At 63.4% G+C, this 23590-nt stretch carries 22 protein-coding genes; 14 read left to right on the forward strand and 8 right to left on the reverse strand.

The window, feature by feature from the left end:
• Positions 1-77: 77 nt before the first annotated feature.
• The 3 genes from cysT to BLL38_RS07720 are packed head-to-tail and all read left to right on the forward strand — an operon-like array spanning position 78 to position 2766.
• On the forward strand, positions 78-896 hold the full coding sequence (cysT, locus tag BLL38_RS07710; protein WP_029299485.1) for a sulfate ABC transporter permease subunit CysT: 819 nt from the start codon (positions 78-80) through the stop codon (positions 894-896).
• A gap of 13 nt (positions 897-909) precedes the next feature.
• The gene (gene cysW, locus BLL38_RS07715; protein ID WP_076962022.1) at positions 910-1782 is read left to right on the forward strand and encodes a sulfate ABC transporter permease subunit CysW; all 873 of its coding nucleotides are present in this window, start codon (positions 910-912) and stop codon (positions 1780-1782) included.
• A 3-nt stretch (positions 1783-1785) separates the two neighbouring features.
• Positions 1786-2766 (forward strand): sulfate/molybdate ABC transporter ATP-binding protein, encoded by a 981-nt coding sequence (locus BLL38_RS07720; RefSeq protein ID WP_076962023.1) that lies wholly within the window; start codon positions 1786-1788, stop codon positions 2764-2766.
• Positions 2767-2871: 105 nt separating this feature from the next.
• On the opposite strand, the gene BLL38_RS07725 is transcribed toward BLL38_RS07720, so the two are convergent.
• On the reverse strand, positions 2872-3396 hold the full coding sequence (locus BLL38_RS07725; protein WP_076962024.1) for an Mpo1 family 2-hydroxy fatty acid dioxygenase: 525 nt from the start codon (positions 3394-3396) through the stop codon (positions 2872-2874).
• Positions 3397-3479: 83 nt separating this feature from the next.
• Between BLL38_RS07725 and BLL38_RS07730 the strand changes: the two genes are divergently transcribed.
• Positions 3480-4166 carry a Crp/Fnr family transcriptional regulator gene (locus tag BLL38_RS07730; RefSeq protein ID WP_076962025.1) on the forward strand — a complete coding sequence of 229 codons (687 nt, stop codon included), beginning with the start codon at positions 3480-3482 and terminating at the stop codon, positions 4164-4166.
• Positions 4167-4287: 121 nt separating this feature from the next.
• Here BLL38_RS07730 and BLL38_RS07735 read toward each other — a convergent pair whose 3' ends face one another.
• Genes BLL38_RS07735 through BLL38_RS07745 form a run of 3 tightly spaced genes read right to left on the reverse strand, consistent with a single transcriptional unit; the run spans position 4288 to position 8324 of the window.
• The gene (locus tag BLL38_RS07735) at positions 4288-5898 is read right to left on the reverse strand and encodes an arylsulfatase (protein WP_076962026.1); all 1611 of its coding nucleotides are present in this window, start codon (positions 5896-5898) and stop codon (positions 4288-4290) included.
• Positions 5899-5913: 15 nt separating this feature from the next.
• Complete coding sequence (locus BLL38_RS07740) at positions 5914-6729, reverse strand: ABC transporter ATP-binding protein (RefSeq protein ID WP_076962027.1); 816 nt, start codon at positions 6727-6729, stop codon at positions 5914-5916.
• Complete coding sequence (locus BLL38_RS07745; protein ID WP_076962028.1) at positions 6726-8324, reverse strand: ABC transporter permease; 1599 nt, start codon at positions 8322-8324, stop codon at positions 6726-6728. Before BLL38_RS07745 ends, BLL38_RS07740 begins: the two co-directional genes overlap by 4 nt.
• A 287-nt stretch (positions 8325-8611) precedes the next feature.
• Here BLL38_RS07745 and BLL38_RS07750 point away from each other — a divergent pair, with 287 nt between their 5' ends.
• The gene (locus BLL38_RS07750; protein ID WP_076962029.1) at positions 8612-9613 is read left to right on the forward strand and encodes an ABC transporter substrate-binding protein; all 1002 of its coding nucleotides are present in this window, start codon (positions 8612-8614) and stop codon (positions 9611-9613) included.
• Between the two features lie 105 nt (positions 9614-9718).
• On the opposite strand, the gene BLL38_RS07755 is transcribed toward BLL38_RS07750, so the two are convergent.
• Positions 9719-10639, reverse strand: a complete 921-nt coding sequence (locus tag BLL38_RS07755) for a LysR family transcriptional regulator (RefSeq protein ID WP_076962030.1) — start codon at positions 10637-10639, stop codon at positions 9719-9721.
• A 172-nt stretch (positions 10640-10811) separates the two neighbouring features.
• On the opposite strand from BLL38_RS07755, the gene BLL38_RS07760 reads away from it, so the two are divergent.
• Positions 10812-11717 carry a TauD/TfdA dioxygenase family protein gene (locus tag BLL38_RS07760; RefSeq protein WP_076962031.1) on the forward strand — a complete coding sequence of 302 codons (906 nt, stop codon included), beginning with the start codon at positions 10812-10814 and terminating at the stop codon, positions 11715-11717.
• Positions 11718-11833: 116 nt separating this feature from the next.
• Here the strand turns inward: BLL38_RS07760 and BLL38_RS07765 are convergent, their stop codons facing one another.
• Positions 11834-13438 (reverse strand): alkaline phosphatase family protein, encoded by a 1605-nt coding sequence (locus BLL38_RS07765; protein ID WP_076962032.1) that lies wholly within the window; start codon positions 13436-13438, stop codon positions 11834-11836.
• Between the two features lie 159 nt (positions 13439-13597).
• Positions 13598-14542: a LysR family transcriptional regulator gene (locus tag BLL38_RS07770; RefSeq protein WP_076962033.1), complete on the reverse strand. Its 945-nt coding sequence runs from the start codon at positions 14540-14542 to the stop codon at positions 13598-13600.
• Positions 14543-14697: 155 nt separating this feature from the next.
• Here BLL38_RS07770 and BLL38_RS07775 point away from each other — a divergent pair, with 155 nt between their 5' ends.
• The gene (locus BLL38_RS07775; protein ID WP_076962034.1) at positions 14698-17046 is read left to right on the forward strand and encodes a TonB-dependent receptor; all 2349 of its coding nucleotides are present in this window, start codon (positions 14698-14700) and stop codon (positions 17044-17046) included.
• Here BLL38_RS07775 and BLL38_RS07780 read toward each other — a convergent pair.
• Entirely contained in the window at positions 17043-18215 is a 1173-nt protein-coding gene (locus BLL38_RS07780) for a CynX/NimT family MFS transporter (protein WP_076962035.1), read from the reverse strand. The genes BLL38_RS07775 and BLL38_RS07780 overlap by 4 nt on opposite strands.
• 32 nt (positions 18216-18247) lie before the next feature.
• On the opposite strand from BLL38_RS07780, the gene BLL38_RS30420 reads away from it, so the two are divergent.
• The 7 genes from BLL38_RS30420 to BLL38_RS07810 all read left to right on the forward strand — a co-directional run bounded on the left by BLL38_RS30420 (position 18248) and on the right by BLL38_RS07810 (position 23480).
• The gene (locus BLL38_RS30420; RefSeq protein WP_130898213.1) at positions 18248-18427 is read left to right on the forward strand and encodes a hypothetical protein; all 180 of its coding nucleotides are present in this window, start codon (positions 18248-18250) and stop codon (positions 18425-18427) included.
• Positions 18428-18432: 5 nt separating this feature from the next.
• Positions 18433-19284: a LysR family transcriptional regulator gene (locus tag BLL38_RS07785; protein WP_076962036.1), complete on the forward strand. Its 852-nt coding sequence runs from the start codon at positions 18433-18435 to the stop codon at positions 19282-19284.
• Positions 19285-19522: 238 nt separating this feature from the next.
• Complete coding sequence (locus tag BLL38_RS07790; protein ID WP_076962037.1) at positions 19523-20320, forward strand: energy transducer TonB; 798 nt, start codon at positions 19523-19525, stop codon at positions 20318-20320.
• A 42-nt stretch (positions 20321-20362) separates the two neighbouring features.
• Positions 20363-21088, forward strand: coding sequence for a MotA/TolQ/ExbB proton channel family protein (locus BLL38_RS07795; protein ID WP_076962038.1), 726 nt, complete (start codon positions 20363-20365; stop codon positions 21086-21088).
• A 1-nt stretch (position 21089) separates the two neighbouring features.
• Positions 21090-21491: an ExbD/TolR family protein gene (locus BLL38_RS07800; protein WP_032856552.1), complete on the forward strand. Its 402-nt coding sequence runs from the start codon at positions 21090-21092 to the stop codon at positions 21489-21491.
• 430 nt (positions 21492-21921) lie between these two features.
• Positions 21922-22503, forward strand: coding sequence for an alpha/beta hydrolase (locus BLL38_RS07805; protein ID WP_076962039.1), 582 nt, complete (start codon positions 21922-21924; stop codon positions 22501-22503).
• Positions 22504-22553: 50 nt separating this feature from the next.
• Entirely contained in the window at positions 22554-23480 is a 927-nt protein-coding gene (locus tag BLL38_RS07810) for a sigma 54-interacting transcriptional regulator (RefSeq protein ID WP_076962040.1), read from the forward strand.
• Positions 23481-23590 lie beyond the last annotated feature (110 nt).

The following is a 23590-nucleotide window of genomic DNA, read 5'->3' on the forward strand; positions in this document are numbered from 1 at the left end:
GCCTGCATCGCGGGCAAGCCCGGCTCCCACAAAGGTTTGCTCCGGCAGTGGTCTCTACCCGCTAACCAAGGACTTTTATGTCGCGTCGTATCTCCCCCGTCATACCCGGCTTCGGGCTGACGCTGGGCTACACCTTGGTGTACCTCAGCCTGATTGTGCTCATACCGCTGGCGGCCATGTTTGTCCACGCCGCCCAACTCACCTGGGATCAGTTCTGGGCCATCATCTCGGCGCCGCGGGTCTGGGCAGCCTTGAAGTTGAGCTTCAGTACCGCCCTGTACGCCGCGCTGATCAATGGCGTGATCGGTACGCTGCTGGCCTGGGTGCTGGTGCGCTACACCTTCCCCGGGCGCAAGATTATCGACGCGATGATCGACCTGCCGTTCGCCCTGCCCACCGCCGTGGCCGGTATTGCGCTGACCGCGCTGTACGCGCCGTCCGGCCTGGTCGGCCAGTTCGCCACCGACATGGGCTTCAAGATCGCCTACACCCCTTTGGGCATCACCCTGGCCCTGACCTTCGTCACCCTGCCCTTTGTGGTGCGCACTGTGCAGCCGGTATTGGCCGACATCCCCCGGGAAATCGAAGAAGCCGCCGCCTGCCTGGGGGCCAAGCCCTTGCAGGTGTTCCGCTACATCCTCGTGCCGGCGCTGCTGCCGGCCTGGCTGACCGGGTTCGCCCTGGCGTTCGCCCGCGGCGTGGGTGAGTACGGTTCGGTGATTTTCATCGCCGGCAACATGCCGATGAAAACCGAGATCCTGCCGCTGCTGATCATGGTCAAGCTCGACCAATACGACTACACCGGCGCTACCTCCATCGGCGTGCTGATGCTGGTGGTTTCCTTTGTCCTGCTGCTGCTGATCAACTTGCTGCAGCGGCGCATCGAACACCCCTAAGGAGGCGCGGAATATGTCCCAATCGTCTATTTGCGCCGCGTCTTCGGCCAACGCTGCCCGCCGTGGCAGTGCGGTGTCGCGCCGTATCCTGATCGGCCTTGGCTGGCTGATCTTCGCCCTGTTTTTGCTATTGCCGCTGTTTATCGTGGTGTCCCAGGGCCTCAAGCTCGGCCTGGGCGCGTTCTTTGCCGCGATCTTTGAGCCCGACGCGCTATCGGCCTTGAAGCTGACGGTGATTGCGGTGCTGATCTCGGTGCCGCTCAACCTGGTGTTCGGTGTCAGTGCGGCCTGGTGCGTGAGCAAGTACTCGTTCCGGGGCAAGAGCATGCTGGTGACCCTGATCGATTTGCCGTTCTCGGTCTCGCCGGTGATCGCCGGCCTGGTCTATGTGCTGATGTTCGGTGCCCAGGGCTTCTTCGGGCCGTGGTTGCAGGATCACGATATCCAGATCGTGTTTGCCTTGCCGGGCATCGTGCTGGCGACGATCTTCGTTACCGTGCCGTTCGTGGCCCGTGAGCTGATCCCGCTGATGCAGGAGCAGGGCACCCAGGAAGAAGAAGCCGCGCGCCTGCTGGGCGCCAATGGCTGGCAGATGTTCTGGCATGTGACGGTGCCGAACATCAAGTGGGGCCTGATCTACGGCGTGGTGCTGTGTACTGCGCGGGCAATGGGTGAGTTCGGCGCGGTGTCGGTGGTGTCCGGCCACATTCGCGGCGTGACCAACACCTTGCCGCTGCACGTCGAGATTCTCTACAACGAATACAACCACGTCGCCGCGTTTGCGGTGGCGAGTCTGTTGCTGATCCTGGCGCTCTTCATCCTGCTGCTCAAGCAGTGGAGCGAGAACCGTATTAATCGCCTGCGCGCCAGTGCGGCTGAGGAATAAGTCATGTCGATCGAAGTCCGTAACGTCAGCAAGAACTTCAACGCCTTCAAGGCCCTGGACAGCATCAACCTGGATATCCAGAGTGGCGAGCTGGTGGCTTTGCTGGGCCCCTCCGGCTGCGGCAAGACCACCTTGCTGCGCATCATTGCCGGCCTGGAAACCCCGGATACCGGCAGTATCGTGTTCCATGGTGAAGACGTCTCCGGCCACGATGTGCGGGATCGCAACGTCGGTTTTGTGTTCCAGCACTACGCGCTGTTCCGCCACATGACCGTGTTCGACAACGTCGCGTTTGGCCTGCGGATGAAACCGAAAAAGCAGCGCCCGAACGAAACCCAGATCGCGGCCAAGGTCCATGAGTTGCTGAACATGGTGCAACTGGACTGGTTGTCGGATCGCTACCCGGAACAACTCTCCGGCGGCCAGCGCCAGCGCATCGCCCTGGCCCGCGCCCTGGCGGTGGAGCCCAAGGTGCTGCTGCTCGACGAGCCCTTCGGCGCCCTGGATGCCAAGGTGCGCAAGGAACTGCGCCGCTGGCTGGCCCGCCTGCACGAGGACATCAACCTGACCTCGGTGTTCGTGACCCACGACCAGGAAGAAGCCATGGAAGTCGCCGACCGCATCGTGGTGATGAACAAAGGCGTGATCGAGCAGATCGGCTCGCCGGGGGACGTCTACGAAAACCCGGCCAGCGATTTCGTCTACCACTTCCTCGGCGACTCCAACCGCCTGCACCTGGGCGAAGACCAGCACTTGCTGTTCCGCCCCCACGAAGTGTCGTTGTCACGCCATGAACTGGCAGACCACCACGCCGCGCAAGTGCGCGATATCCGCCCCCTGGGCGCCACCACGCGGATCACGCTGAAGGTCGAAGGCCAGAGTGAACTGATCGAAGCCGAAGTGGTGAAGGATCACGACAGCCTGACCGGGCTGGCGCGGGGCGAGACGTTGTTCTTCAAACCCAAGGTCTGGCAAAAAGCCTGAGTCTCTGGCCTGCACCAATCACCTGTAGGAGCTGGCTTGCCTGCGATGCAGACACCTCGGTGTATCAGTCACACCGCAGTGATGCTATCGCAGGCAAGCCAGCTCCTACACAGGTGTGTGTCGAGCGAGCGCGCGCACCGGCCCTGCCCGCTCTTCAATCTGCCGCTTGAGCCCATGGCGCAACCCCAGCAGAAACGCCAGTTCCGCCACCACAAACAACGGCCCGACGATCAGCCCGGACACGTCATCGACGAACGCAGGCTTGCGCCCTTCGTAATAATGGCCGACAAACTGGATCACCCAGCCCGCCACAAACAGGCCGATGCCGCTGCTGAGCCACACCAGCGTGCTTTGCGCCGCCAGCACATGCCCGGCCCATACCGACAAGCCCATCAACCCGCTCATCAACATCCCCAGCGCCAGTTCCAGGCGCAGGTAGAACCCTGCAGAAAACAGCGCCAGCAGCACCGCCGGCGATAGCCACAGGCCGGCCACCTGCCATTCGGGGCGTGACAGCAGCACGGCGACGGCCACCACTATCATGGGGATGCCGATAAAGTGGCTGGCAATGTTGCGCGGGTCGCGGTGGTAGGCGGCGTATTGGCTGAGGTGGTCGACGAGGCTTTTCATTGTTATTCCTCCTGTAGGATGCTTGATCATGCCCTGTAGGACTGCGAAAAACTGTCAACTGGGCGACAATCTTTGGAGTTCTCATGGACGCAGAGTCTTGGCATGGGCGGCTGTCCAGTGGCCACTGGTATCGCCATCTGCCCGCTCCCTTGCAGCATAGCCTGCTGGCCCATGCCCGCGTGCGGCAGCTGACGGCGGGGCAGGTGCTGTTCAAGCGCGGTGATCCGCCGTGTGGCTTGTATGCGGTGCTCGATGGCAGCCTGCGTATCAGCGCAGTGAACGAGCAGGGCAAGGAGGCGTTGTTGAGCCTGGCGCAAGCGCCCTTCTGGTTTGGCGAAATCGCCGTGTTCGACGGCCTGCCACGCACCCATGACGCTTGTGCGGTCGGGCCTTGCACGCTGTTGCAGGTGCCGCAGCCGGCGATGTTGCAACTGCTTGCGCAAAGCCCGGCCTATTGGCGGGACATGGCCTTGTTGATGAGCCAGAAGTTGCGCCTGACCTTTATCAATATCGAGCAGTTGAGCCTGGCCCCCGCGTCGGTGCGGGTGGCCCATCGGTTGTGGATGATTGCCGAGGGGTATGGCGAGATCGACGGCTCGCGGCGCGTGGTGCAACTGGCCCAGGAGGATTTGGCGGCGATGCTGGGCGTGTCGCGCCAGACCACCAATACGCTGCTCAAGGCGTTGCAAGAGCAGGGGGTTGTGCGGTTGGGGTATGGGGAGATTGAGATACTTGATGTGCTGCGGTTGCGGGAGATGGCGCAGGGTTGATGCGGCGCCTTCACTGGCCCCATCGCGGGCAAGCCCGCTCCCACATTTTTTGATTTGTGAATACAGTCGAATGTGGGAGCGGGCTTGCCCGCGATGGGGCCAGCCCAGACACTGAAAAACCTCAGTCCGGCTGAAACGGCGAAGCACTCAGCACCACCCCTGTCTCCTCCACATACTGCTGCCAATGGCCAATCAAGGTCGCCAGTCTTTCCGGCTGGCTCAACGCCAAATCATGAATCTCCCCAGGATCGCGCCCCAGGTCATACAACTGCCAGGTCGCCGGCCCCACGGGCCCTGGGATGTACACCGCCTTCCACTGCCCCTGGCGAATCGCCCGGCGGCCGAACAGCTCCCAGCCGGTGACGGTGTGCTCGTCATGCACCTGCAAGGTCTCCCCGGACAAAAAGCCCAGCCACGACTTGCCCCGCAGCGGCGCAATCGGCTTGCCGCGCCACTGTGTGCCGGGGTGGCGCACGCCGGCCAGGTCGAGAACGGTCGGGGTGATGTCCATCACCGTGCCAAAGCCATGGCTGATGCGGCCCTTGAGTGCCAGCTGCGGGTAATGCACCAGCGCCGGCACGCGGATCCCGCCTTCGGTGGTGAAGGCCTTGAACAGGCGCGACGGCGCGGTGGCCACCTGGGCCCAGGACGGCCCATACCAGACATAGGAGTTGGCGCGGCCGATATTGCCCAGGCTGTTGTCGTAATGCTGGTTGAGGTAAGTCAGCAGCTCAGGCCCGAATTTGGGAAAGGCTTCCAGCAGCGCGCCCTCGGCGCCGTTGTCGGACATAAACAGGATAAAGGTGTTGTCCAACTGCCCCTGTTGGCGCAGGTACTCCACCACCCGGCCGATGTTCCAGTCCATGCGCTCGACCATCGCCGCATACACTTCCATGGCCCGCGCCGAGACCTGGCGTTGTTCATCGCTCAGGGCCGCCCACTGGGTGTTCAGCTCGATCAGCGGATGGGGCTCGACCTCGGCATCGATCAACCCCAGGGCCTTGAGTTTTTCCAGGCGCTCCAGGCGCAGCACCTCGGGGCCGGCATCGTAGCGGCCACGGTATTTGTCGACGATCTCTACCGGCGCCTGCAACGGCCAGTGCGGCGCGGAAAACGGCAGGTAGGCGAAGAATGGCCGGGCCTGGTCGCGTTCCTTGAGGTATTGCAAAAGCTTGTCGCCAAAGGCATCGGAGGAATAGAAACCTTCGGGCAATTGCTCGACGAAGCGGTCGTCCTCGATATACAGCGCCGGGGTGGATTTGAGCAGGCCAGGGGTGGTGTGGTCGTAGGGCGGCTCGAAACCATAGTGGTTGGCCGCCCCCGGCAACAGCGAAAACGAGCGCTCGAAACCCCGGGCGTGGGGCGCCAGTTCGGCGGTCAGCCCCAGGTGCCATTTGCCGCTCATCAGGGTCTGGTAACCGGCGTCGCGCAGCAGTTCGGGCAGGGCTACCACCTTGTCGTTGAGGTAGCCTTCGTAGCCCGGTTTGCCGAGCAGCTCCGGGGTCAGCGCCTCGGCCATGGTGCCGATGCCGGCGATATGGTGGTCAGTGCCGGTGAGCAGCATCGAACGGGTCGGCGAGCAGGTCGGCGCGGTGTGAAAATCCGTGAGGCGCAGGCCGTTGAGCGCCAGGGCGTCCAAGTGCGGCGTGGCGATTTCCCCGCCAAACGCGCCGAGGTCGGAGAAGCCCATGTCATCGGCCAGGATCACTAGAAAGTTGGGACGTTGCGGCATCAAGACACTCCTCAATCAGCAGGCAATAAAGGCCAGGGGCAGGTCACGGATCTGTTCACGCAGCGGCGGCTGGTAGTGGTCGTCGCTGATCAGCTCGTGCAGCAGTTCTTCGCGCAATTGGTGGAAGTCGAAGCTGCTGCGCTGGCGCGGATGGGGCAGGGCGATGTCCACCACCTGCTTGATCCGCCCGGGCCGGGGTTCCATCACCACCACGCGGTCGGCGAGGAAAATCGCTTCTTCCACATCGTGGGTCACCAGCACCGTGGTGATCCTGGCGCGGGCGCGGATCGCCAGTAGCTCATCCTGCATCTGCTGGCGGGTCAGGGCGTCGAGGGCGCCGAAGGGCTCGTCCAGCAACAGGATGCGCGGGCTGGCCACCAGGCCACGGGCGATTGCCACCCGTTGTGCCATGCCGCCGGACAATTGGTGTGGGTAGGCGCGGGTGAAATCGGTCAGGCCCACCAGCTCGATAAAATCGCGGATGCGCTGTTGGCGCTGGGCCTCGCTCAAAGGTTCGTTGACCAGGCCCAGGCCGATGTTTTGCGCCACCGTCAGCCACGGGAACAAACGGTGTTCCTGGAACACGATGCCGCGTTCGCCGCCGATGCCCTGCACCGCCTGGCCATCGACGCGGATCTCGCCGCGAAACTGCGTATCCAGGCCAATCAGCAGGCGCAGCAAGGTGGATTTGCCGCAGCCGCTGGAGCCGACAATTGCGACGAATTCGCCTTCGGCAATGTCCAGGTTGAATTCGCGGATGGCCTCCAGCTCGAAGCCATCGACGTCGAAGGTCTTGCCCACATGGTTGAAGCTGACGATAGGTGCAGTCATGCGTGTCTCCAGCGCGTGGCGCGGGTTTCGATGCGTTGGCCGATAAGGTTGAGTGCCGCGCCGGTGAGGCCGACCAGGAGCATGCCGCTCATGATCAGGTCCATGCGCAGCAGCTGTTGGGCGCCGATCATCAGGCTGCCGATACCGCCATTGGACGGCATGAAATATTCCGCGCCGATGGTGCCCAGCCAGGCGTAGATCAGGCTCAGGCGCAGCCCGGCAAAAATCCCCGCCGCCGCCCCCGGCAGTACCAGGCGACGCAGGCGTAAGGCCAGGCTCAGGCGCAATACCTGGGCGGCTTCATTGAGCTGTGGCGAGAGGTTCAGCACGCTGCGTTGGGTGGCGATAAACAGCGGGAAGAAAGCGGCGAGGGCGATAAACACTGCCTTGGCCAACTCCCCCAGGCCGAACCAGGCGGTGAGCAGCGGCACCCAGGCAAAAATCGCGATCTGCCGCAGCGCCGCCAGGGTCGGGCCCAATACCCGCTCACTGCGGCGCGACAGGCCCAACAGCAGGCCAAGGGCAAAACCCAGCCCGCCGCCAAGGAGCAAGCCACTCAAGGTGCGTCCCAGGCTTTTGCCCAGGGCGTTGAGCAGGCTGCCATCGAACACCCCGTCGGCCGTGGTTTGCAGCACTGCCCAGGGGCTGACGAGGATATTGGGATCGACCCAACCCTGTGCCGTCGCCAGTTGCCACAGGCTCAACAAGCCCAGGGGCAGCAACCACGGTTGCACCCGCTGCCAGCCCTGATAGCGCGGGCCACGGCGGATCTGCGCGGTCGCCGGATGGGGCCAGTGCACCCACTTGCGATCCAGCCAGCCAATGCCGCGATCCATCGCCACGCCCAGCACGCCAATGACCACGATGCACACAAATACGATATCGAGCATGAACAACTGCCGCGCCCACACCATCAGGTAGCCGATACCTTCGCTGGAGGCCAGCAGTTCCACGGCCAGCAACGAGGTCCAGCCGGCCGCCAGGGCCAGGCGTACCCCGGCCATGAACGCGGGCAGTGCGGCGGGCAGGATCAGCCGGCGGATCAACAGATGCGTGGGCAAGCGCAGCACCCGCGCGGCCTCGCGTAAACCGGGCTGGGCGTCGCGCACGCCGACCAGGGTGTGCAGGGTCACGGGCACCACAATTGCCTTGACCAGCACCACCAGCTTGAGGGTTTCGCCGATCCCGAAAAACACCATGAACAGCGGGATCCAGGCCAGGGTCGGGACTTGCGACAGGGCGCTGAAGGTGGGGAACACCAGGCGCTCGGCGCGGGCACTCAAGCCCAGCAGCGCACCCAATAGCGCCCCGGCCCCGACCCCCGCCAACAGCCCCCAGAACAGCCGTTGCAGGCTGATCGCCAAGTGGCTCCACACCTCGCCGCCGGCCAGTTCCACGGCACTGCTCCATACCAGCGCGGGCGCCGGCAATATCTGCTCGCTCATCCAGTGCTGACGGCTGGCCAGCCACCACAGGGCAAACAGCGTGAGTGGCAGCAGCCATGGCAGCAGGCGTTCACTCAGGTTCGGCCAATGTGCCCGCCCGGCCTTGGCAGGGGCGGCGAGCGGCAGGCTCAACAGTGAGATTCGGGCCATGGAAGACCTCCGTGGTCGACGAGTGCGTTATGTTATTTTGATCTTATAAATAAAAAATAAAGATTATTTAGGGATAAGAAAAACCATTTAAAGCCTCTGCCCGGCACGCATCCAATGCATTTGGAGAATATTTTCCATGCTGTTGATGCATAACCCTCTGGAACCGGCGCTCGCCGCTTCATAGTCCAAAAAGCTATTAAATTGTGAATTTATAGTATTTAAAGTTTTGATCGCGTTGTGCGTACTTTCTGCTCCAAAGGCCACCGTCGCCCACAGGAGCACACCTTATGAAACTGCCCTTCAAACGCTTGATCACCTTGCTGGCCGGCACGGCGCTCGCCGGGCTGGTGCAGGCCGCCGACCTCAAGGAAATCCGCATCGCCGTGCCCGACCTGAGCGCCGGCACCCAGAACAGTGGCGGCGGCGTGACGGACGTCCTGAGGAGCCAGCAGATCTTTGAAAAAGCCTTCGCCGACCAGGGCATCAAGATCCAGTGGAACTACTTCAAGGGTGCCGGCCCCGTGATCAATGAAGCCTTCGCCAACGGCCAGGTAGACCTGGCGTACCTGGGCGACCTGGCGGCGATCATCGGCCGCTCCAATGGCCTCGACACCCGCCTGTTGAGCGCCACCGCTCGCGGAGTCAAGCAGTACCTGGGCGTGGTGCCGGGCTCGGGGATCAAGACCTTGCAGGACCTCAAGGGCAAGCGCGTGGCGGTGTTTCGCGGCACGGCCACCCAACTGTCCCTCAACGGCGCCCTGGCCAGCCAGGGCTTGAGTGAAAAGGACCTGAAAATCATCAACCTGGATTTCAACGCCGCCGTGGCCGCCCTGGCCGCCAAGCAGATCGATGCGACCTGGGGCGGGTCGAACCTGAGCTCATTGCAGGCCAGGGGCCTGGCCGAAATCCCCCTGACCACCAAAGACCTGGGCGGCGCAGGCAGCGTGCAGGCGGTGCTGGTGGGCAGCGGCACGTTTGTCGATGCCCATCCCGAGGTGGTGGCCAAGCTGCTCAAGGCCCAGCAGCAGGCGGTGCAGTGGTTGACCGATGACCACAACAAGCAGGCGTATATCGAGTTGGTGTCGGGGCTGGCGAGTTATCCACCGGTGATTCTGACCAATGATCTGCAGGACCAGAAACTCAGCGAGATTTTCCCCTCGACCCTGGATCCGGTGTTCCTGGGCAAGCTGCAGGATGCGGTGGATTTGGCGTCGAAGGAGCGGCTGATTCGCAAGTCGTTCCGGGTTAGTGATTGGGTGGTGCCGGGGTTGGTGGCGGCGGGGATCTGAAATCTATAGTGCATGAACGGGCCTCATCGCAGGCAAGCCAGCTCCCACATTTTGATTTGTGAACACCGTCAAATGTGGGAGCTGGCTTGCCTGCGATGGCGCCCTTCAGACCGCCACATCCACTTCCTGGCGATCCACCGCCACCAACGTCTCGATCATCGCCTTGGCCGCCGGCGACAAGCGCGAGCCGGTGCGGCTGACGATCCCGCACCGTGCACTCAGGGTCTCCAGGTTCTGCGGCAGGTTGCGCCAGTGCAGCAGCACCAGCGCGCCACGGGCGATGTCCTCGGCAAACGCTTCCTCGGTGCCCACGCCAATGGCGTTGGACTGCAACACGATCTTCACCAGCGCCGCAAAGTGCTCGGTCTGGATGCTCGGTGAAAAGTCCATGCGCCCGCTGAGGTTCGCCAGCAGTTTGCGAATGCCCTGGGAGATCAGCGGCGACGCCAGCGGGTAGTCGAACATGTCGTTGGTCGACAGGCTGTCCTTGGCCAGCAGCGGGTGCCCCGGCCGGCAGAAAAATACCCCGCGCTTGGGCGAAAGCGCCTGGGTCTGGAAATTCGGATCGGCCTCGAACTGGCGGATGTCGGCAATAAAGAATTCGATCTCTTCCCGGCTCAGGCTGCGGCTCAGGGTTTCCCAGTTATCCACTTGGAACCGTGTGCGGATTTTCGGGTGCGCATTGACGAAGCGCGCCACCGCATCCGGCACCAGCTTCACGGCTGGCGCCGGGCCGCAACCGAAGCGCAACTCACCGGCATCGAGCTTGGTCATGCGCGTGACTTCACTGCTCAACAAGGCGGCGCCATGCACCAGGCTCAGGGCATGTTGCAGCACCACCTGGCCTTCCGGGGTGGGGCGCAGATCCTTGTGGCCACGGTCCACCAGCACGCAGCCGAACTCCTGTTCCAGGCCCTGGATGCTGCGGCTGAACGCCGGTTGCGTGATGCCCATGGCGTCGGCCGCGCGGACAAAACTGCGGTGTTCGTTAAGGGCGATGAAGTAGCGCAGTTGGCGAAGATCCATATGCTTTCCCGGCATTTTAAAAATAGGTCGAAGGCATTTGCGACCAGGGGAGCTGAGGTTTTAAATGCAAGCTCTTATTCCGTCAACGAAGCATGCGTTCATTTGCTAGACCTAAATTGCATATGAATAGAGCGTTGGCGCAGCGTCACCCCACTCACACGAGGGTCATCCCATGAGCAATGCCGCACTTGCTGTTCAACCCGTCGCCCTGGCGCTGGATATCCACCCTGTCTCCGGGCGCATCGGCGCCGAGATCCGGGGCATCAAACTGTCCGGCGACCTCGACGCCGCCACTGTCGACGCCATCCAGCAAGCGCTGGTGCAGTACAAGGTGATCTTCTTTCGTCAGCAGACTCACCTCGACGACCAGAGCCAGGAAGCGTTTGCGCACTTGCTTGGCGAGCCGATTGCCCACCCTACGGTGCCGGTACGCGATGGCACGCGCTTCTTGATGGAGCTGGATGGCGGGCGTGGCCAGCGCGCCAACTCCTGGCACACCGATGTGACCTTCGTCGATGCCTACCCCAAGGCCTCGATCCTGCGTTCGGTGCTGGCGCCAGCATCGGGTGGCGACACGGTCTGGGCCAACACCGCCAGCGCCTACAACGACTTGACCCCTGAAGTGCGCGCCCTGGCCGATACCCTGTGGGCGGTACACAGCAACGACTACGACTACGCCGCGCGCAAGCCGGATGTGACACCTGAAAAGCTTGAGGAATACCGCAAGATCTTCACCTCGACGGTGTACGAGACCGAGCATCCGGTGGTGCGCGTACACCCGGTCAGCGGCGAGAAGACCTTGCTGCTGGGGCATTTCGTCAAGCGCCTGAAGGGCTACTCGCAGGCAGACTCCGCACACCTGTTCAACCTGCTGCAAAGCCACGTCACCCGCCTGGAAAACACCGTGCGCTGGCGCTGGAACACCGGCGACGTGGCGATCTGGGACAACCGCGCCACCCAACATTACGCGGTGGATGACTACGGCACCCAGGAACGCATCGTGCGCCGCGTGACCCTCAAGGGTGATGTGCCGGTCGGGGTGCAGGGGCAGCGCAGCCAGACCATCAAGGGCCTGTAGCCCAGCGCAGATCAACTGTGGGAGCGGGCTTGCCCGCGATAGCGGTATGTCAGTTAACAACGGTGTTGGCTGATCCACCGCTATCGCGGGCAAGCCCGCTCCCACAGGGGGGGTGTTTACCAGACGCCGATCTGCACCACCTTTTCCGCTTCTGGCTCTCCATACCGAAACCGTTGGCCCCGCAGGTCAATCTCCGCGTGGCTGATGGTGGTGCGTCGCTTTAAGCCGCGCATCCACTCGAACAGATAGCCCTGATGCACTTCGCGCACCGGGGCATACGCCGGATCAGCGCCCAAATCCCGCAGTTCCTGGGGGTCGTTTTCCAGGTCGAACAACTGCGCGCGAAAGCCGTCATACGCCAGGTATTTCCAGCGTTCGCTGCGCACCATGGTCATGCGGCACCGGTTGATCGGCTGCGCCAGGCGCTCGCGGGCCGGGGCCTGGAAGGCGTAGTCGTATTCGGCGATGGCGTAGCGGCGCCAGTCCGTCTCTAGGCCATGCAACAGCGGGATCAGCGAGCGGCCTTCCAGGCGGTGCTCGGCGGTGGGCAAGCCCAGGGCCTCCAGGAATGTGGGCAGGGCATCGATGGTTTCCACCAGGCGCGCGTCCACCGTGCCCCGGCTGATATCGGCAGCGGCACGCGGGTCGCGGACAATCAGCGGAACGCCCACCGCCGGTTCCAGCAAAAACTCTTTTTCGCCCAGGTGGTGATCGCCGAGGAAGTCACCATGGTCGCTGGTGAACACAATCAGCGTGTCATCCCAGCGGCCAGTGCTGTGCAGCACATCGAACAGCCGGCCGAGCTGGTCATCCACCTGCTTGATCAGGCCCATATAGGTGGGAATTACCCGCAGCCGTACCTCGTCGCGGGAAAAATTCAGGCTCTCCTGGTGTTGGCGGAAGGCCTGGTACACCGGGTGATCACTGGCCTGCCCGGGCTCGGCGCGAATAGGCGCCTGCACCTGATCGGCACCATACAGCGCGTGATACGGCGCGGGCGCGATATACGGCCAGTGCGGCTTGATATACGACAGGTGCAGGCACCAGGGTTGCGCGCCTTGTTCGTGGATAAAGTCGATGGCGCGGTCGGTGGTGTAGGCCGTCTCTGAATGCGCCTCGGCCACCCGCGCCGGCAAGTGGGCGTTGCGCATGTGCCAGCCACTGAGGATTTCCCCGTCTTGGCCGGTGGCGGCATTGGCCCAGGTATGCCAGGGGTTGGTGCCGGCATAACCCTGTTCGCGCAGGTAGTGGGTGTAGGGCGCCGACTCGCGTTTGTCTGCAAACAGTGGGCTGTCGGGGAAGATGCCGTCATGGCGAACATACGCCTCGAAACCGACCTCGTTGAGTGGCTGCGCTCGCGCGCTGTCGGGGTCGATCTCCAGGCGTTGCAGGGCGTCGAGATTGGGCGTGGCGTGGGTCTTGCCCACCAGCGCGGTGCGGATGCCATGGGGGCGCAGATAGTCACCGAGGGTCAGTTCTTCGAGGGGCAGCGGCACCGCGTTCCACGCCACCTGATGACTGCTGACATAGCGCCCGGTATAGGCCGACATGCGCGACGGCCCGCAGATCGTGCCCTGGGTGTAGGCGCGGCTGAAACGCACACCGGCGGCGGCCAGGCGGTCGATATTGGGCGTGTGCAGATGGGCGTGGCCGTAGCAGGACAGGTAATCGCGACGCAGCTGGTCGCACATGATGTAGAGCACGTTGCGTACAGGGGGCATGAGGGTTTACCGAATGGGGAACAGGCGGTGTTTTTCGCCGGTGAAGCGGGGGTGAGGCAAGTGCATTTGGGGAATGGGGTTTATGCAGTGGGTGCATGGTCAGCCCACATTGGAATGCGATCAACCTGTGGGAGCGGGCTTGCCCGCGATAGCGGTCGTTCAGACCGCAAGATTCTCCAGCTCACACACCTGCTCATCCTGCTCATCCACCTCCTTGATCTGCTCGATCATCGCCTCCGCCAGCGGTGACAACCGATACCCCGCCCGGCTGACGATGCCATAGCGGGTGTAACGCTCCTCCAGGTCCTCGGCCAGGCCGTCGATCTTCAAGCACACCAAGTCGCCCCGGGCCATGTGCAGCACGTCGCTGTTGGCGCTGACGATACCGATGGCGTCGGAACGCAGCACCACCCCCAGCAGGCTGTAGCCGTTCTCGCATTCGACATTGGGCGTGTAGTCCGGCCGGCCGCTGAGGTCGACGATGACCTTGCGCAGGTTCGGCGGGCGGATGGTCACGGCCAGGGGATAACTCATCAGCTCGGCGGCGCTGACACTTTCGCGCTGGGCCAACGGGTGCCCGCTGCGGCAGCAAAAGTGCCATTTGCGCGGGCGCAGGCGGTGGGTCTGGTAGTCGGGGTTGGCTTCGAAGTGACGGGTGTCGGCGACGAAGAATTCGAACTCTTCGCTGAGCAGGCGCTTGCCCAGGCTTTGCCAGTCATCGACCTGGAACTGCACGCGAGCCTTGGGGTAGCGCCCGATAAAGCTGCCGATCGCGCGCGGGATCAACCCGGCCGCCGGGGCCGGGCCGCAGCCAAAGCGCAGCTCGCCGGCTTCCAGGCCGTTGAACTGGCTGATCTCGTTGGCCAACTGCTGCGCGCCGCTGACCAGGCGCCGTGCATGTTCCAGCAGCACCTGGCCTTGCTTGGTCGGGGCCAGGTCCTTGCGCCCGCGATCCACCAGTTGGCAGCCGGCACTGTGCTCCAGGGCCTGGATGCTACGGCTGAAGGCCGATTGCGACAGGTTCACGGTGCTCGCAGCCGCGACAAAACTGCGCTGTTCGGCGAGGGCGATGAAGTGACGGAGCTGGCGCAAATCGATATGCATTTTTCACATTAAAAATATCGGGGAAATGCATTGGCTATGCATTAGGTCGACTCCTTATAAAGGCTATCTCTTATGCAGTAAATGCTTGTAAAAACATAAATAAATAACTTTATAGAATATGTGGTTGTGCATATTCCGCGATACCGGAGCCGCTTATGAGTGTGTCGAAGCCCGCTGTACCGTCCTCCCCCTGGCGGCTCAAGCGCCTGCCCCTGGCGCTGTTGCTGGCGGGCAGTGCCAGTTGGTCGCCGAGCCAGGCCGCCGACACGCCCGCCCCGGTGCCCAAGGGCGAAAGCGCCAGCGGGCAACTGGAGACAGTCACCGTGACCGCCCGCCGCCGCACCGAAAGCGCCCAGGCAGTGCCCACGCCCATGAGCGTGATCGGCGGCCAGGCTCTGGAGAGCCAGCGGGTCTACCGGATCCAGGATTTGCAGCAACTGGTGCCCAGCGTCAACGTCGCCTACATGCATGCGCGCCAGTCCAGCGTGTCGATTCGCGGCCTGGGCAACAACCCGGCCAGCGATGGCCTGGAAGGCAGTGTCGGGTTGTATATCGACAACGTGTACCTCGGGCGCCCAGGCATGGCGGTGTTCGACCTGATGGACATCGAGCAGCTTGAGGTCTTGCGCGGCCCGCAAGGCACGCTGTTTGGCAAGAACACCACGGCCGGGGTGATCAATATCAGCACCCGCGCGCCGAGCTTCACCCCGGAGCGCAGCATCGAGACCTCGCTGGGCGAAGACGGTTATTTCCAGACCAAGGGCACGATTTCCGGGCCGCTCAACGATGAGCTGGCCGGGCGCTTTTCGGCCTATCGCACCCGCAGCGACGGCGATATCCAGAACCAATACAACGGCCACGACCTCAACGGCGGTTCACGCCAGGGCTTTCGCGGGCAACTGCTGTACAAGCCCAACGAGGCCTTCAACCTGCGCTGGATCGGCGACTACAACGAAGAAGACTCCAGCGCCGGCACCCGCGTGCTGTACAGCACCGGCCCGACCATCAATGGCACCAACCTCTACCAATCGCGGGCCGATGCGGCCGGGGCGACCCTGGTCAACGGCTCCCACCGCAAGGTCAACCTGGACAACGACCAGCGCGTCACAGTGTTCCAGGGTGGCACGTCCCTTGAGGCCAACTGGACCCTGCCCAGCGACTTCACCCTGACCTCGGTCAGCGCCTACCGCTGGTGGAATTTCACCCCGCGCAACGACGACGGCCTTAACGTGCCGGCCTCGTATAACGCTGGCGTATCGGTGGAAGATAAACAGTGGTCCCAGGAGTTTCGCCTGGCCTCGCCTACCGGTGGGTTCTTCGATTACGTGGTGGGCGCTTACTACTTTGGCTCCGACCTGGACAACAAATCCTTCGCTTACTACGGGCCCCAGGCCGATATCTGGAATGGCACGCCCGCGGGGGCCTTGAGCAATGTCAGCAGTGTCGGCAACGGGCATATCCGCACCGACAGTTTTGCCCTGTTTGCCCAGGGCACCTGGCACCTGACCGAACGCCTGGATTTCACCGCCGGCCTGCGCGGCACCTATGAAGAAAAAAGCGCCTCGGTCAGCCGCAACGCGCCGCAAGGTGGCGCAACGGTGACGGGCGCGGCAGCGACGGCACGCCGTGGCCGGGCCGGTGCCTACGACTCTGGCGATCTCAACCAGTACAGCACCAGCCCTTCTGGCCTGCTCAACCTCAGCTACCGCTTCAGCGATGACGTGCTCGGCTATGCGACCTTGTCCCACGGTGAGAAATCCGGCGGGGTCAACCTGACGGTGGGCTCTGCCCCGACCGCTGGCGCCGACTCGCTGTTGATCGGCACCGAGCGCGCCAACAACGCCGAGTTGGGCTTTAAGAGCACACTGTGGGACCGTCGCCTGCAACTCAACGCCAACCTGTTCTGGACCCAGGTCAACGGCTACCAGACCAATGCCTACGACTATGGCAACCGCGTGCAGTACCTGACCAACGCCGGCTCCGTGCGCTCGCGTGGGGTGGAGCTGGAAAGCACCCTGGTGCCGATCCGTGGCCTGACGTTGAACATCAACGGCTCGTTCAACGATGTGCGCTACCTGTCGTACAAAGATGCGCCATGCCCACCGGAAGTCAGCCTGCGCCCGGGTGCACCGGCCTCGTGCGACCTCAGTGGGCACCCGGTGGTGGGCGCCTCGAAATGGATTGCCAACGCCAACGGCGAATACAAGTGGAACCTGGATAACGGCTTGGAGCCCTACGTCACCGCCAGCTATGCCTACCGCTCCAAGGCGGTGGGCACGGTCGAGGATTCGGATTACGGGCAGATCCCCGGCTACGCGGTGGTCAACCTGTCCACCGGCCTGCGCGGCGACTTCCAGCAGGGTCAGTGGGACGTGTCGCTATGGCTGAAAAACGCCTTCGACAAGACCTACTACACCACCCTGTGGACAGGCGGCAACGGTGGCTATGAAGGGTTGCTGGGCACCCCGCGCACGCTGGGGGTGACCGGGCGCTACGACTTCTAGCCGGGGGCGGCGGCGCTGCGGTAGGTGGCCGGGCTGAAGACCCGGGTCACCACCAGCATTGCGATCACTGTCACGCTCAGCACCACCCAGGCGCTGACAAAGCTGCCAGTGAGTTCACGCAGCCAGCCGGTCATCCACGGCGATACGGCATTGATCAAAAAGCCCACGCCCTGCACGAAGGCCGCCAGTTGCCCGGCTTCCCGTGGGTCGCGGCGATGGTCCAGGGTCAACAGCAGGCTCAGGGCAAAACACGCCCTCAGGCCGAAGCCGATCAACGCCACCCACAGGTGCGGGTAGTGCAGCGGCGCCAGCAGCAGGCCGAGGTAGCCCACGGTCTGGGCCAGCAGGCTGATGGTCAGTAAGGGCCGGCGGTCGATACCGCGTTGCGCCAGCGCTGGCATCAACAGCGCGGCGATCACCTGGAAAATCGTCATGAACGCCAGCAGCGAGCCGCTGGGCAGCACGCCCCAACCCAGTTGCTGGTAGTACGCCGGCAGCCACGCCACCATGCTCATATACCCGCAGTTCACCAGGCCGAAATACAGCGCCAGCAACCAGGCGCGGCGGTTGCGCAGGCCCTGGAGCGGCGCCGTCACCTGCCGGTTCTTCGCCGCGCCCAACGGCAGCCACGCCCACAGCAGCAACGCGCCGAGCGCCGGCAGCAGCCAGATACCAAGGCCGGCCTGCCAGTGCTGGAAATGGCTGGCCACCAGGGGGCTGAGCAGCGCCGCCAAGCCACCGCCACCCATCAACGAGGCTGAATACACCCCCATCGCCAGTGGCACCCGGTGGTGGAACTGGCGCTTGATCATCGCCGGCACCAGCGCCTGGATCAGCGCCACCCCGGCGCCGCCCAGCAACGCCGTGGCCAGCAGTGCCGGTGCCTGGCCCAGCAGCCAGCGCACCAGGCACGCCAGCAGGATCATCAGCAAGCCCAGGGCAATCCCACGTCGCTCGCCCAGCTGCGCCTCGACACGGATGCCCACCAGCGCCACCAGCCCCATGCACACCACCGGCAGGCTGGTGAGCAAGGCACTGCTCTGGAAACTCAGGCCGGTGGCCAGGCGAATTTCCCCGAGCAACGGGCTGATCGAGCTGAGGATCGGCCGCAGGTTGAGGCCCAGCACCACCAGTAGGCCCCAGCCGGCGAGGGATTTATTCAGGGTCATGCAGGGTTTTCCATTGACGGTAAAGGGCTTGCATGGCCGGCACCGGCAAGTGCTCGACGGGCAGTTGCAGGGCGGTCAACGGCGCGTTGCAGATGGCGCTGATCGTCAGTCATGGAAAATCTCCCGTCTTGGTGAGCGCGGAGTATGGCTACCGACTGGGGTATTCTGAAATTAAATATAACCATGCCAGCCAGTGGCAAACACGATGGTAATGCCCATGTTCGATCCCGTGCTGTTGCGCAGTTTTATCGCCGTTGTCGATTGCGCGAATTTCACCCGCGCCGCCGAACGCCTGCACCTCACTCAATCCACGGTCAGCCAGCAATTGCGCCGCCTGGAGCAGGGTGTCGGCTGCCGCTTGCTCGACCGCGACCAGCGCCGGGTGGTGGCGACGGTCGAGGGTGAGCGCTTGCTGGCCTATGCACGGCGCATCCTGGCCCTGCACGAAGAAGCCGCCGATGTGCTGATCAACCAGCAGAGTGATGGCGTGCTGCGCCTGGGCGTGCCCGAGGACTTTGCCGCCGAGCGCTTGATGCCGCTGCTGTCGGCGTTTGTCGTGGCCTACCCACGGGTGCGCCTGGAGGTCACCAGCGGCCTGGGGCCGGCGCTGTTGCGCCAGTATCGCGGCGGTGAGTTCGATGTGTTGCTGGTCAAGCAGATGGGCGACAGCGACGACTGCCTGGCCTCCTGGCCCGAGCCGTTGTGCTGGGTCGACAGCCGCCACATGCCGGCCCTGGGCCGCGACCCATTGCCATTGGTGGCCTTCCCGGTGGGCGGCCTGTACCGCAATGAAATGCTCCAGCACCTGGAGGTCGGTGGCTGGCGCTGGCGCATTGGCTATTCCAGCGCGAGCCTGGCCAGTGTGTGTTCGGCGGTGGCGGCGGGGTTGGGCATCAGCCTGTTGCCTGCGCGGGTGGTGCAGGCCGGGCATGTGGTCTTGGGCGCCGACAGCGGTTTGCCCGCAGTGCAGGGCGTGCGGCTGGCGCTGTATGGGCGCCATGGGATGGGGGCGGCGGGGCAGGGCCTGCTGCGCCAGTTGTGGGATTTATGCGAGGCCAACCCACGCTGAGCCATGCCTTTGCGGAATATTTTGCATGCGCGCAAAGCATCCTGATGTTGCCCCTCGCCGCCAGGCCCCGTGGGGCGTGACGTTGGCCGATCCGTCGATTCTTCATATTCCTGTTTGGTCTATGTATAACTTTAAAGATTACTTTAAGAGATAAGCGTCTACCCCCGATGATTCAGCTCTCGACGGTCGCCCCACAGGCCCGTCGGTTTTTTCGCTGAAGACAGCAGGGAGTGAATCAATGGGCAATGTCCAGACCGCCGCCAGTGCACCTGAGGCGCTGTGGCGCCAGGCACCGAGTGGTGAGTTGGTCGACCTTGGCCGGCCGCACCGCGCGCCCTTGGGGCAGTTGCGTTTGCAGAAAACCCCCAAGGGGATCTTGAGCCGCCGTGAAGGCCTGTTATTGGGCCTGTTGGCGCTGGCGCTGCATGGCGCGGTGATCTACTGGGTCAGCCAGAAACCGCTGCCGCTGCTGCCGATTGTGCCGCCGGAAATTCCACCGATGACCATCGAGTTTTCCCAGCCGGCGCCGCCGGTGGTGGAGCCGCCGCCGCCCGTACCGCCGCCGCCTGCGGTTGTGGAACCACCGCCACCGGTCGTGGATGAGTTGGCCGCCAAGCCGGCGCCACCCAAGCCGATCCCAAAACCCAAGCCCAAACCTGTGCCCAAGCCCGAACCCAAGCCGGCGCCCAACGCCGTTGAACAGCCGCCTGCGCCACCCCAGCCGGCACCGCCAGCCCCACCAGCGCCGGCACCGGTGACGCCTGCTTCGGCCAACGCCGCGTACCTGAAGAACCCGGCGCCCGAGTACCCGTCACTGGCCCAGCGCCGTGGCTGGGAAGGCACGGTGTTGTTGCGCGTGCAGGTATTGGCCAGCGGCAAGCCCGGTGAAATCCAGGTGCAGAAGAGTAGCGGTCGCCAGCCACTCGACGACGCCGCACTCAGCGCCGTGAAGCGCTGGAGCTTCGTGCCCGCCAAGCAGGGCGACGTGGCCCAGGATGGCTGGGTCAGCGTACCCATCGATTTCAAGATTCATTGAGCCTTTGCTCGACACTCTATCGCTTACACCGAGGACCGCATCATGACGTTACTGGCATCTCCACTTGAATCCATCGAAAGCGCGGTGATCTGGCTGCTGGTGGTGTTTTCCGTCGCCACCTGGGGCCTGGCCCTGCTCAAGGGCGTGCAGTTCGGCCGCCTCAAGGCCCAGGATCGCACGTTCCACAAACAGTTCTGGGCGGCGTCGAGCCTTGATTCGGCCGCCGAACTGAGCGAAACCCACCCCGGCGCCGCCGCCCGCGTGGCCCAGGCCGGTTATGCCGCGATCCAGGTCGGTGATGCGCCGCACGCTGCTGACTTGAGCCAGGCGATCAACCACCAGGACCGCCTCGAACGTGCCCTGCGCCAGCAGATCGTGCGTGAGCGGCGCTCCCTGGAAACCGGCCTGGCCGTGGTTGCGAGTATCGGCAGCACCTCGCCCTTTATCGGCCTGTTCGGCACGGTGTGGGGGATCATGGAAGCCTTGAAAGGCATCAGCGCCGCCGGCTCCGCCAGCCTCGAAACCGTGGCCGGCCCCATCGGCGCGGCGCTGGTCGCGACCGGTGTGGGGATCGCCGTCGCCGTACCGGCGGTGCTGGTCTACAACTACTTCCTACGCCGCCTGAAACTGACGGCTGCCGATCTGGATGACTTCGCCCATGACTTCTACAGCCTGGCGCAGAAAAACTCATTCCGCGTGCTGGTCCACCCGACGCTGCACAAAAACGCCGCCCAGGGCAGCGCGCAAAAAGTGAAGGAGGCGTCCTGATATGGCCTTCTCCACCCAAGACAGCGACGAGGTACTCAGTGAGATCAACGTCACGCCCCTGGTGGACGTGATGCTGGTCCTGCTGGTGGTGTTTATCGTCACCGCCCCGCTGCTGACCAACGCGATCCCGATCAACCTGCCCAAGACCGAAGCCGTGGCCCCGGTGGAGCAGAAAGACCCGCTGGTGGTGAGCATCGACGGCGCCGGCAAAGTGTTTATCAACAAGGATGAAATCCAGCCGGACCTGCTGGAATTCAACCTGCAGGCCGCCAAGGCCAAGGACCCCCAGGTGCGGGTGCAACTGCAAGCGGATGACGGCGTGAACTATGGCGAAGTGGCGCGGGCCATGGCGTCGATTGAGCGAGCGGGAATTACCAAGCTGTCGGTGATTACTGCGCGTTAGTGTCAACAGCCTCGACAATTTTTGGGCCGTCTCCTTGGCAGGGTGCGGCCTTTTTTTTGCCTGGGATTTAAGCCTCACGCCCAACTCCATATGGAATTGGGTTTGTGTGGGAGCGGGCTTGCCCTAATGCCGATCAGTTAAGCGCAGATCCCCTGTGGGAGCGGGCTTGCTCGCGATAGCGGCGGGTCAGTTAATGCAACTCTGACTGACACACCGTCATCGCGAGCAAGCCCGCTCCCACATTTGATCTTCGTTGCTTTGAGCATTGCGTTCACTTAACTGAACGGCATTAGGGCAAGCCCGCTCCCACATTTTGATCTTCATTAATTTGGTTTTTTGGTTATTAATAAATAGCTTCTTATTCCTTAACGAATATATGCCCCATCCCTATACTGGTCAGCAACGTTAAACGCTGCAGGAGGGCACACCCATGCACAGCGAGTTGATCCGTTACCTGATCGTGCCGGGCTGGCAAGGATCGCCAGAAGATCATTGGCAAACCCATTGGCAGAACAGCCTGCCCAACAGCGCCCGCGTGGAGCAAGCCGACTGGTTGACCCCGCGCCGCGAAGACTGGGTGGCAGCCTTGGCTGAAGCTATTGCGGCCGACAGCACCCCGGTGATCCTGATCGCCCACAGCCTGGGCTGCATCACCGTGGCGCACTGGGCGGCCAGCGCGCCGTTGCAGTTCCTGCGCCAGGTGCGCGGGGCCTTGCTGGTGGCCCCGGCAGACGTCGAGCGCCCGGCGTGTGCGCCGGCGTTGCGCAACTTTGCGCCGATTCCCCGCGACCTGTTGCCGTTTCCCAGCCAGGTCGTCAGCTCCGACAACGACAGTGCGATCAGCGCCCCGCGGGCCCTGGAACTGGCGCGTAACTGGGGGGCTGAAGCCGGGGTTCTCGCAGGCGCCGGGCATATCAACGTGAAGTCCGGCCACCGACGTTGGGAGCAGGGTTTCGCCTACCTCTATCGCCTGCAAAACCGTCTGGAGCATCACTCCCGGCGCCGCGCCTAATACCTTTTCAACGCCCCGTCCCTTGAGTGGAATTGGGGCGGGAGCCTGCCATGAGCCTGCATGAAACCTTCGGCCAGCCATTGCTGACCTTCCCCGACGCCGAAAAAAGCCCCCTGAGCATCCGTGCCAAGGCGCTGGTGTTTGTCGACCCCCGCTCCCGGCAACTGCGCGAAGACCTCGAAAGCCTGGCCCCGCGCGCCTTGCCCGTATTGATTCGCGGCGAAACCGGCAGCGGCAAGGAGTTGCTGGCGCGCCATATCCATCGTGGCAGTGACCGCAGCGGCCTGTTTGTGTCGGTCAACTGCGGTGCGATCAGCCCCACTTATGCCGATGCCGAACTGTTCGGCTATGCCGCCGGCAGCCACAGCGGCGCGGCCAGCAGCCGGGCCGGTTGGTTTGGCTCGGCCAACGGCGGCACCTTGTACCTCGATGAGATCGGCGACTTGCCGTTGCCGATCCAGATCAAGCTGCTCGCCGCCCTGGAAAACCATGAAGTCACCCGCGTCGGCGCCCATCAGCCGAGCCCGGTGGATGTGCGCCTGGTGGCCGCCACCAGCATCGACCTGGCCCAGGCCGTGGCCGTGGGTAAATTCCACGAGCGCCTGTTCCATTACCTCAACGAAGGCCAGTTGGAACTGCCGGCGCTGCGCGAACGGGTGGGCGACATCCTGTCTTTGGCCGAGTACTTCCTGGGCATCTACAGCCAGCGTCTGGGCCTGCCGGTGCCGTTGATCAGCGAGGAGGCGCAGCGGCTGCTGGAGCAACACAGTTGGCCGGGCAATACGCGGGAGCTGGAGAACGTGATCCACTTTGCGCTGTTGGTCAGCAGTGGTGATGAGATCCTGCCGGAGCACTTGAACCTGCCGGTGGCGTCGGTGGTGCAGATCGCGCACCAGGCGCGGCAGATCCTGAGCAGTGGCAACGAAGTCGAACGCGCAGCGTTGACGCGTCTGTTTCAGGGCTTGGGCGCTGTATGAGCAAAATGGAATATCAAAGTGAATAAAAGGTATTGTTCGGGAATAAAAAATATCGGTATTGTCCCTTTTACGCCGCGATGGCACATCGCTGGCACCCCCATAAGAAAGCG

This window comes from Pseudomonas gessardii, from assembly GCF_001983165.1.
Taxonomy (GTDB): domain Bacteria; phylum Pseudomonadota; class Gammaproteobacteria; order Pseudomonadales; family Pseudomonadaceae; genus Aquipseudomonas; species Aquipseudomonas gessardii.

Coding starts and splice junctions, on each gene's coding strand:
- BLL38_RS07745 (WP_076962028.1), bottom strand. CDS start 8,324: ATGGCCCGAATCTCACTGTTGAGCCTGCCGCTCGCCGCCCCTGCCAAG.
- BLL38_RS07810 (WP_076962040.1), top strand. CDS start 22,554: ATGAGCCTGCATGAAACCTTCGGCCAGCCATTGCTGACCTTCCCCGAC.
- BLL38_RS30420 (WP_130898213.1), top strand. CDS start 18,248: ATGGCCGGCACCGGCAAGTGCTCGACGGGCAGTTGCAGGGCGGTCAAC.
- BLL38_RS07760 (WP_076962031.1), top strand. CDS start 10,812: ATGAGCAATGCCGCACTTGCTGTTCAACCCGTCGCCCTGGCGCTGGAT.
- BLL38_RS07775 (WP_076962034.1), top strand. CDS start 14,698: ATGAGTGTGTCGAAGCCCGCTGTACCGTCCTCCCCCTGGCGGCTCAAG.
- BLL38_RS07720 (WP_076962023.1), top strand. CDS start 1,786: ATGTCGATCGAAGTCCGTAACGTCAGCAAGAACTTCAACGCCTTCAAG.
- BLL38_RS07780 (WP_076962035.1), bottom strand. CDS start 18,215: ATGACCCTGAATAAATCCCTCGCCGGCTGGGGCCTACTGGTGGTGCTG.
- BLL38_RS07735 (WP_076962026.1), bottom strand. CDS start 5,898: ATGCCGCAACGTCCCAACTTTCTAGTGATCCTGGCCGATGACATGGGC.
- BLL38_RS07755 (WP_076962030.1), bottom strand. CDS start 10,639: ATGGATCTTCGCCAACTGCGCTACTTCATCGCCCTTAACGAACACCGC.
- BLL38_RS07790 (WP_076962037.1), top strand. CDS start 19,523: ATGGGCAATGTCCAGACCGCCGCCAGTGCACCTGAGGCGCTGTGGCGC.
- BLL38_RS07725 (WP_076962024.1), bottom strand. CDS start 3,396: ATGAAAAGCCTCGTCGACCACCTCAGCCAATACGCCGCCTACCACCGC.
- BLL38_RS07785 (WP_076962036.1), top strand. CDS start 18,433: ATGTTCGATCCCGTGCTGTTGCGCAGTTTTATCGCCGTTGTCGATTGC.
- BLL38_RS07795 (WP_076962038.1), top strand. CDS start 20,363: ATGACGTTACTGGCATCTCCACTTGAATCCATCGAAAGCGCGGTGATC.
- cysT (WP_029299485.1), top strand. CDS start 78: ATGTCGCGTCGTATCTCCCCCGTCATACCCGGCTTCGGGCTGACGCTG.
- BLL38_RS07750 (WP_076962029.1), top strand. CDS start 8,612: ATGAAACTGCCCTTCAAACGCTTGATCACCTTGCTGGCCGGCACGGCG.
- BLL38_RS07765 (WP_076962032.1), bottom strand. CDS start 13,438: ATGCCCCCTGTACGCAACGTGCTCTACATCATGTGCGACCAGCTGCGT.
- BLL38_RS07805 (WP_076962039.1), top strand. CDS start 21,922: ATGCACAGCGAGTTGATCCGTTACCTGATCGTGCCGGGCTGGCAAGGA.
- BLL38_RS07730 (WP_076962025.1), top strand. CDS start 3,480: ATGGACGCAGAGTCTTGGCATGGGCGGCTGTCCAGTGGCCACTGGTAT.
- BLL38_RS07740 (WP_076962027.1), bottom strand. CDS start 6,729: ATGACTGCACCTATCGTCAGCTTCAACCATGTGGGCAAGACCTTCGAC.
- BLL38_RS07800 (WP_032856552.1), top strand. CDS start 21,090: ATGGCCTTCTCCACCCAAGACAGCGACGAGGTACTCAGTGAGATCAAC.
- BLL38_RS07770 (WP_076962033.1), bottom strand. CDS start 14,542: ATGCATATCGATTTGCGCCAGCTCCGTCACTTCATCGCCCTCGCCGAA.
- cysW (WP_076962022.1), top strand. CDS start 910: ATGTCCCAATCGTCTATTTGCGCCGCGTCTTCGGCCAACGCTGCCCGC.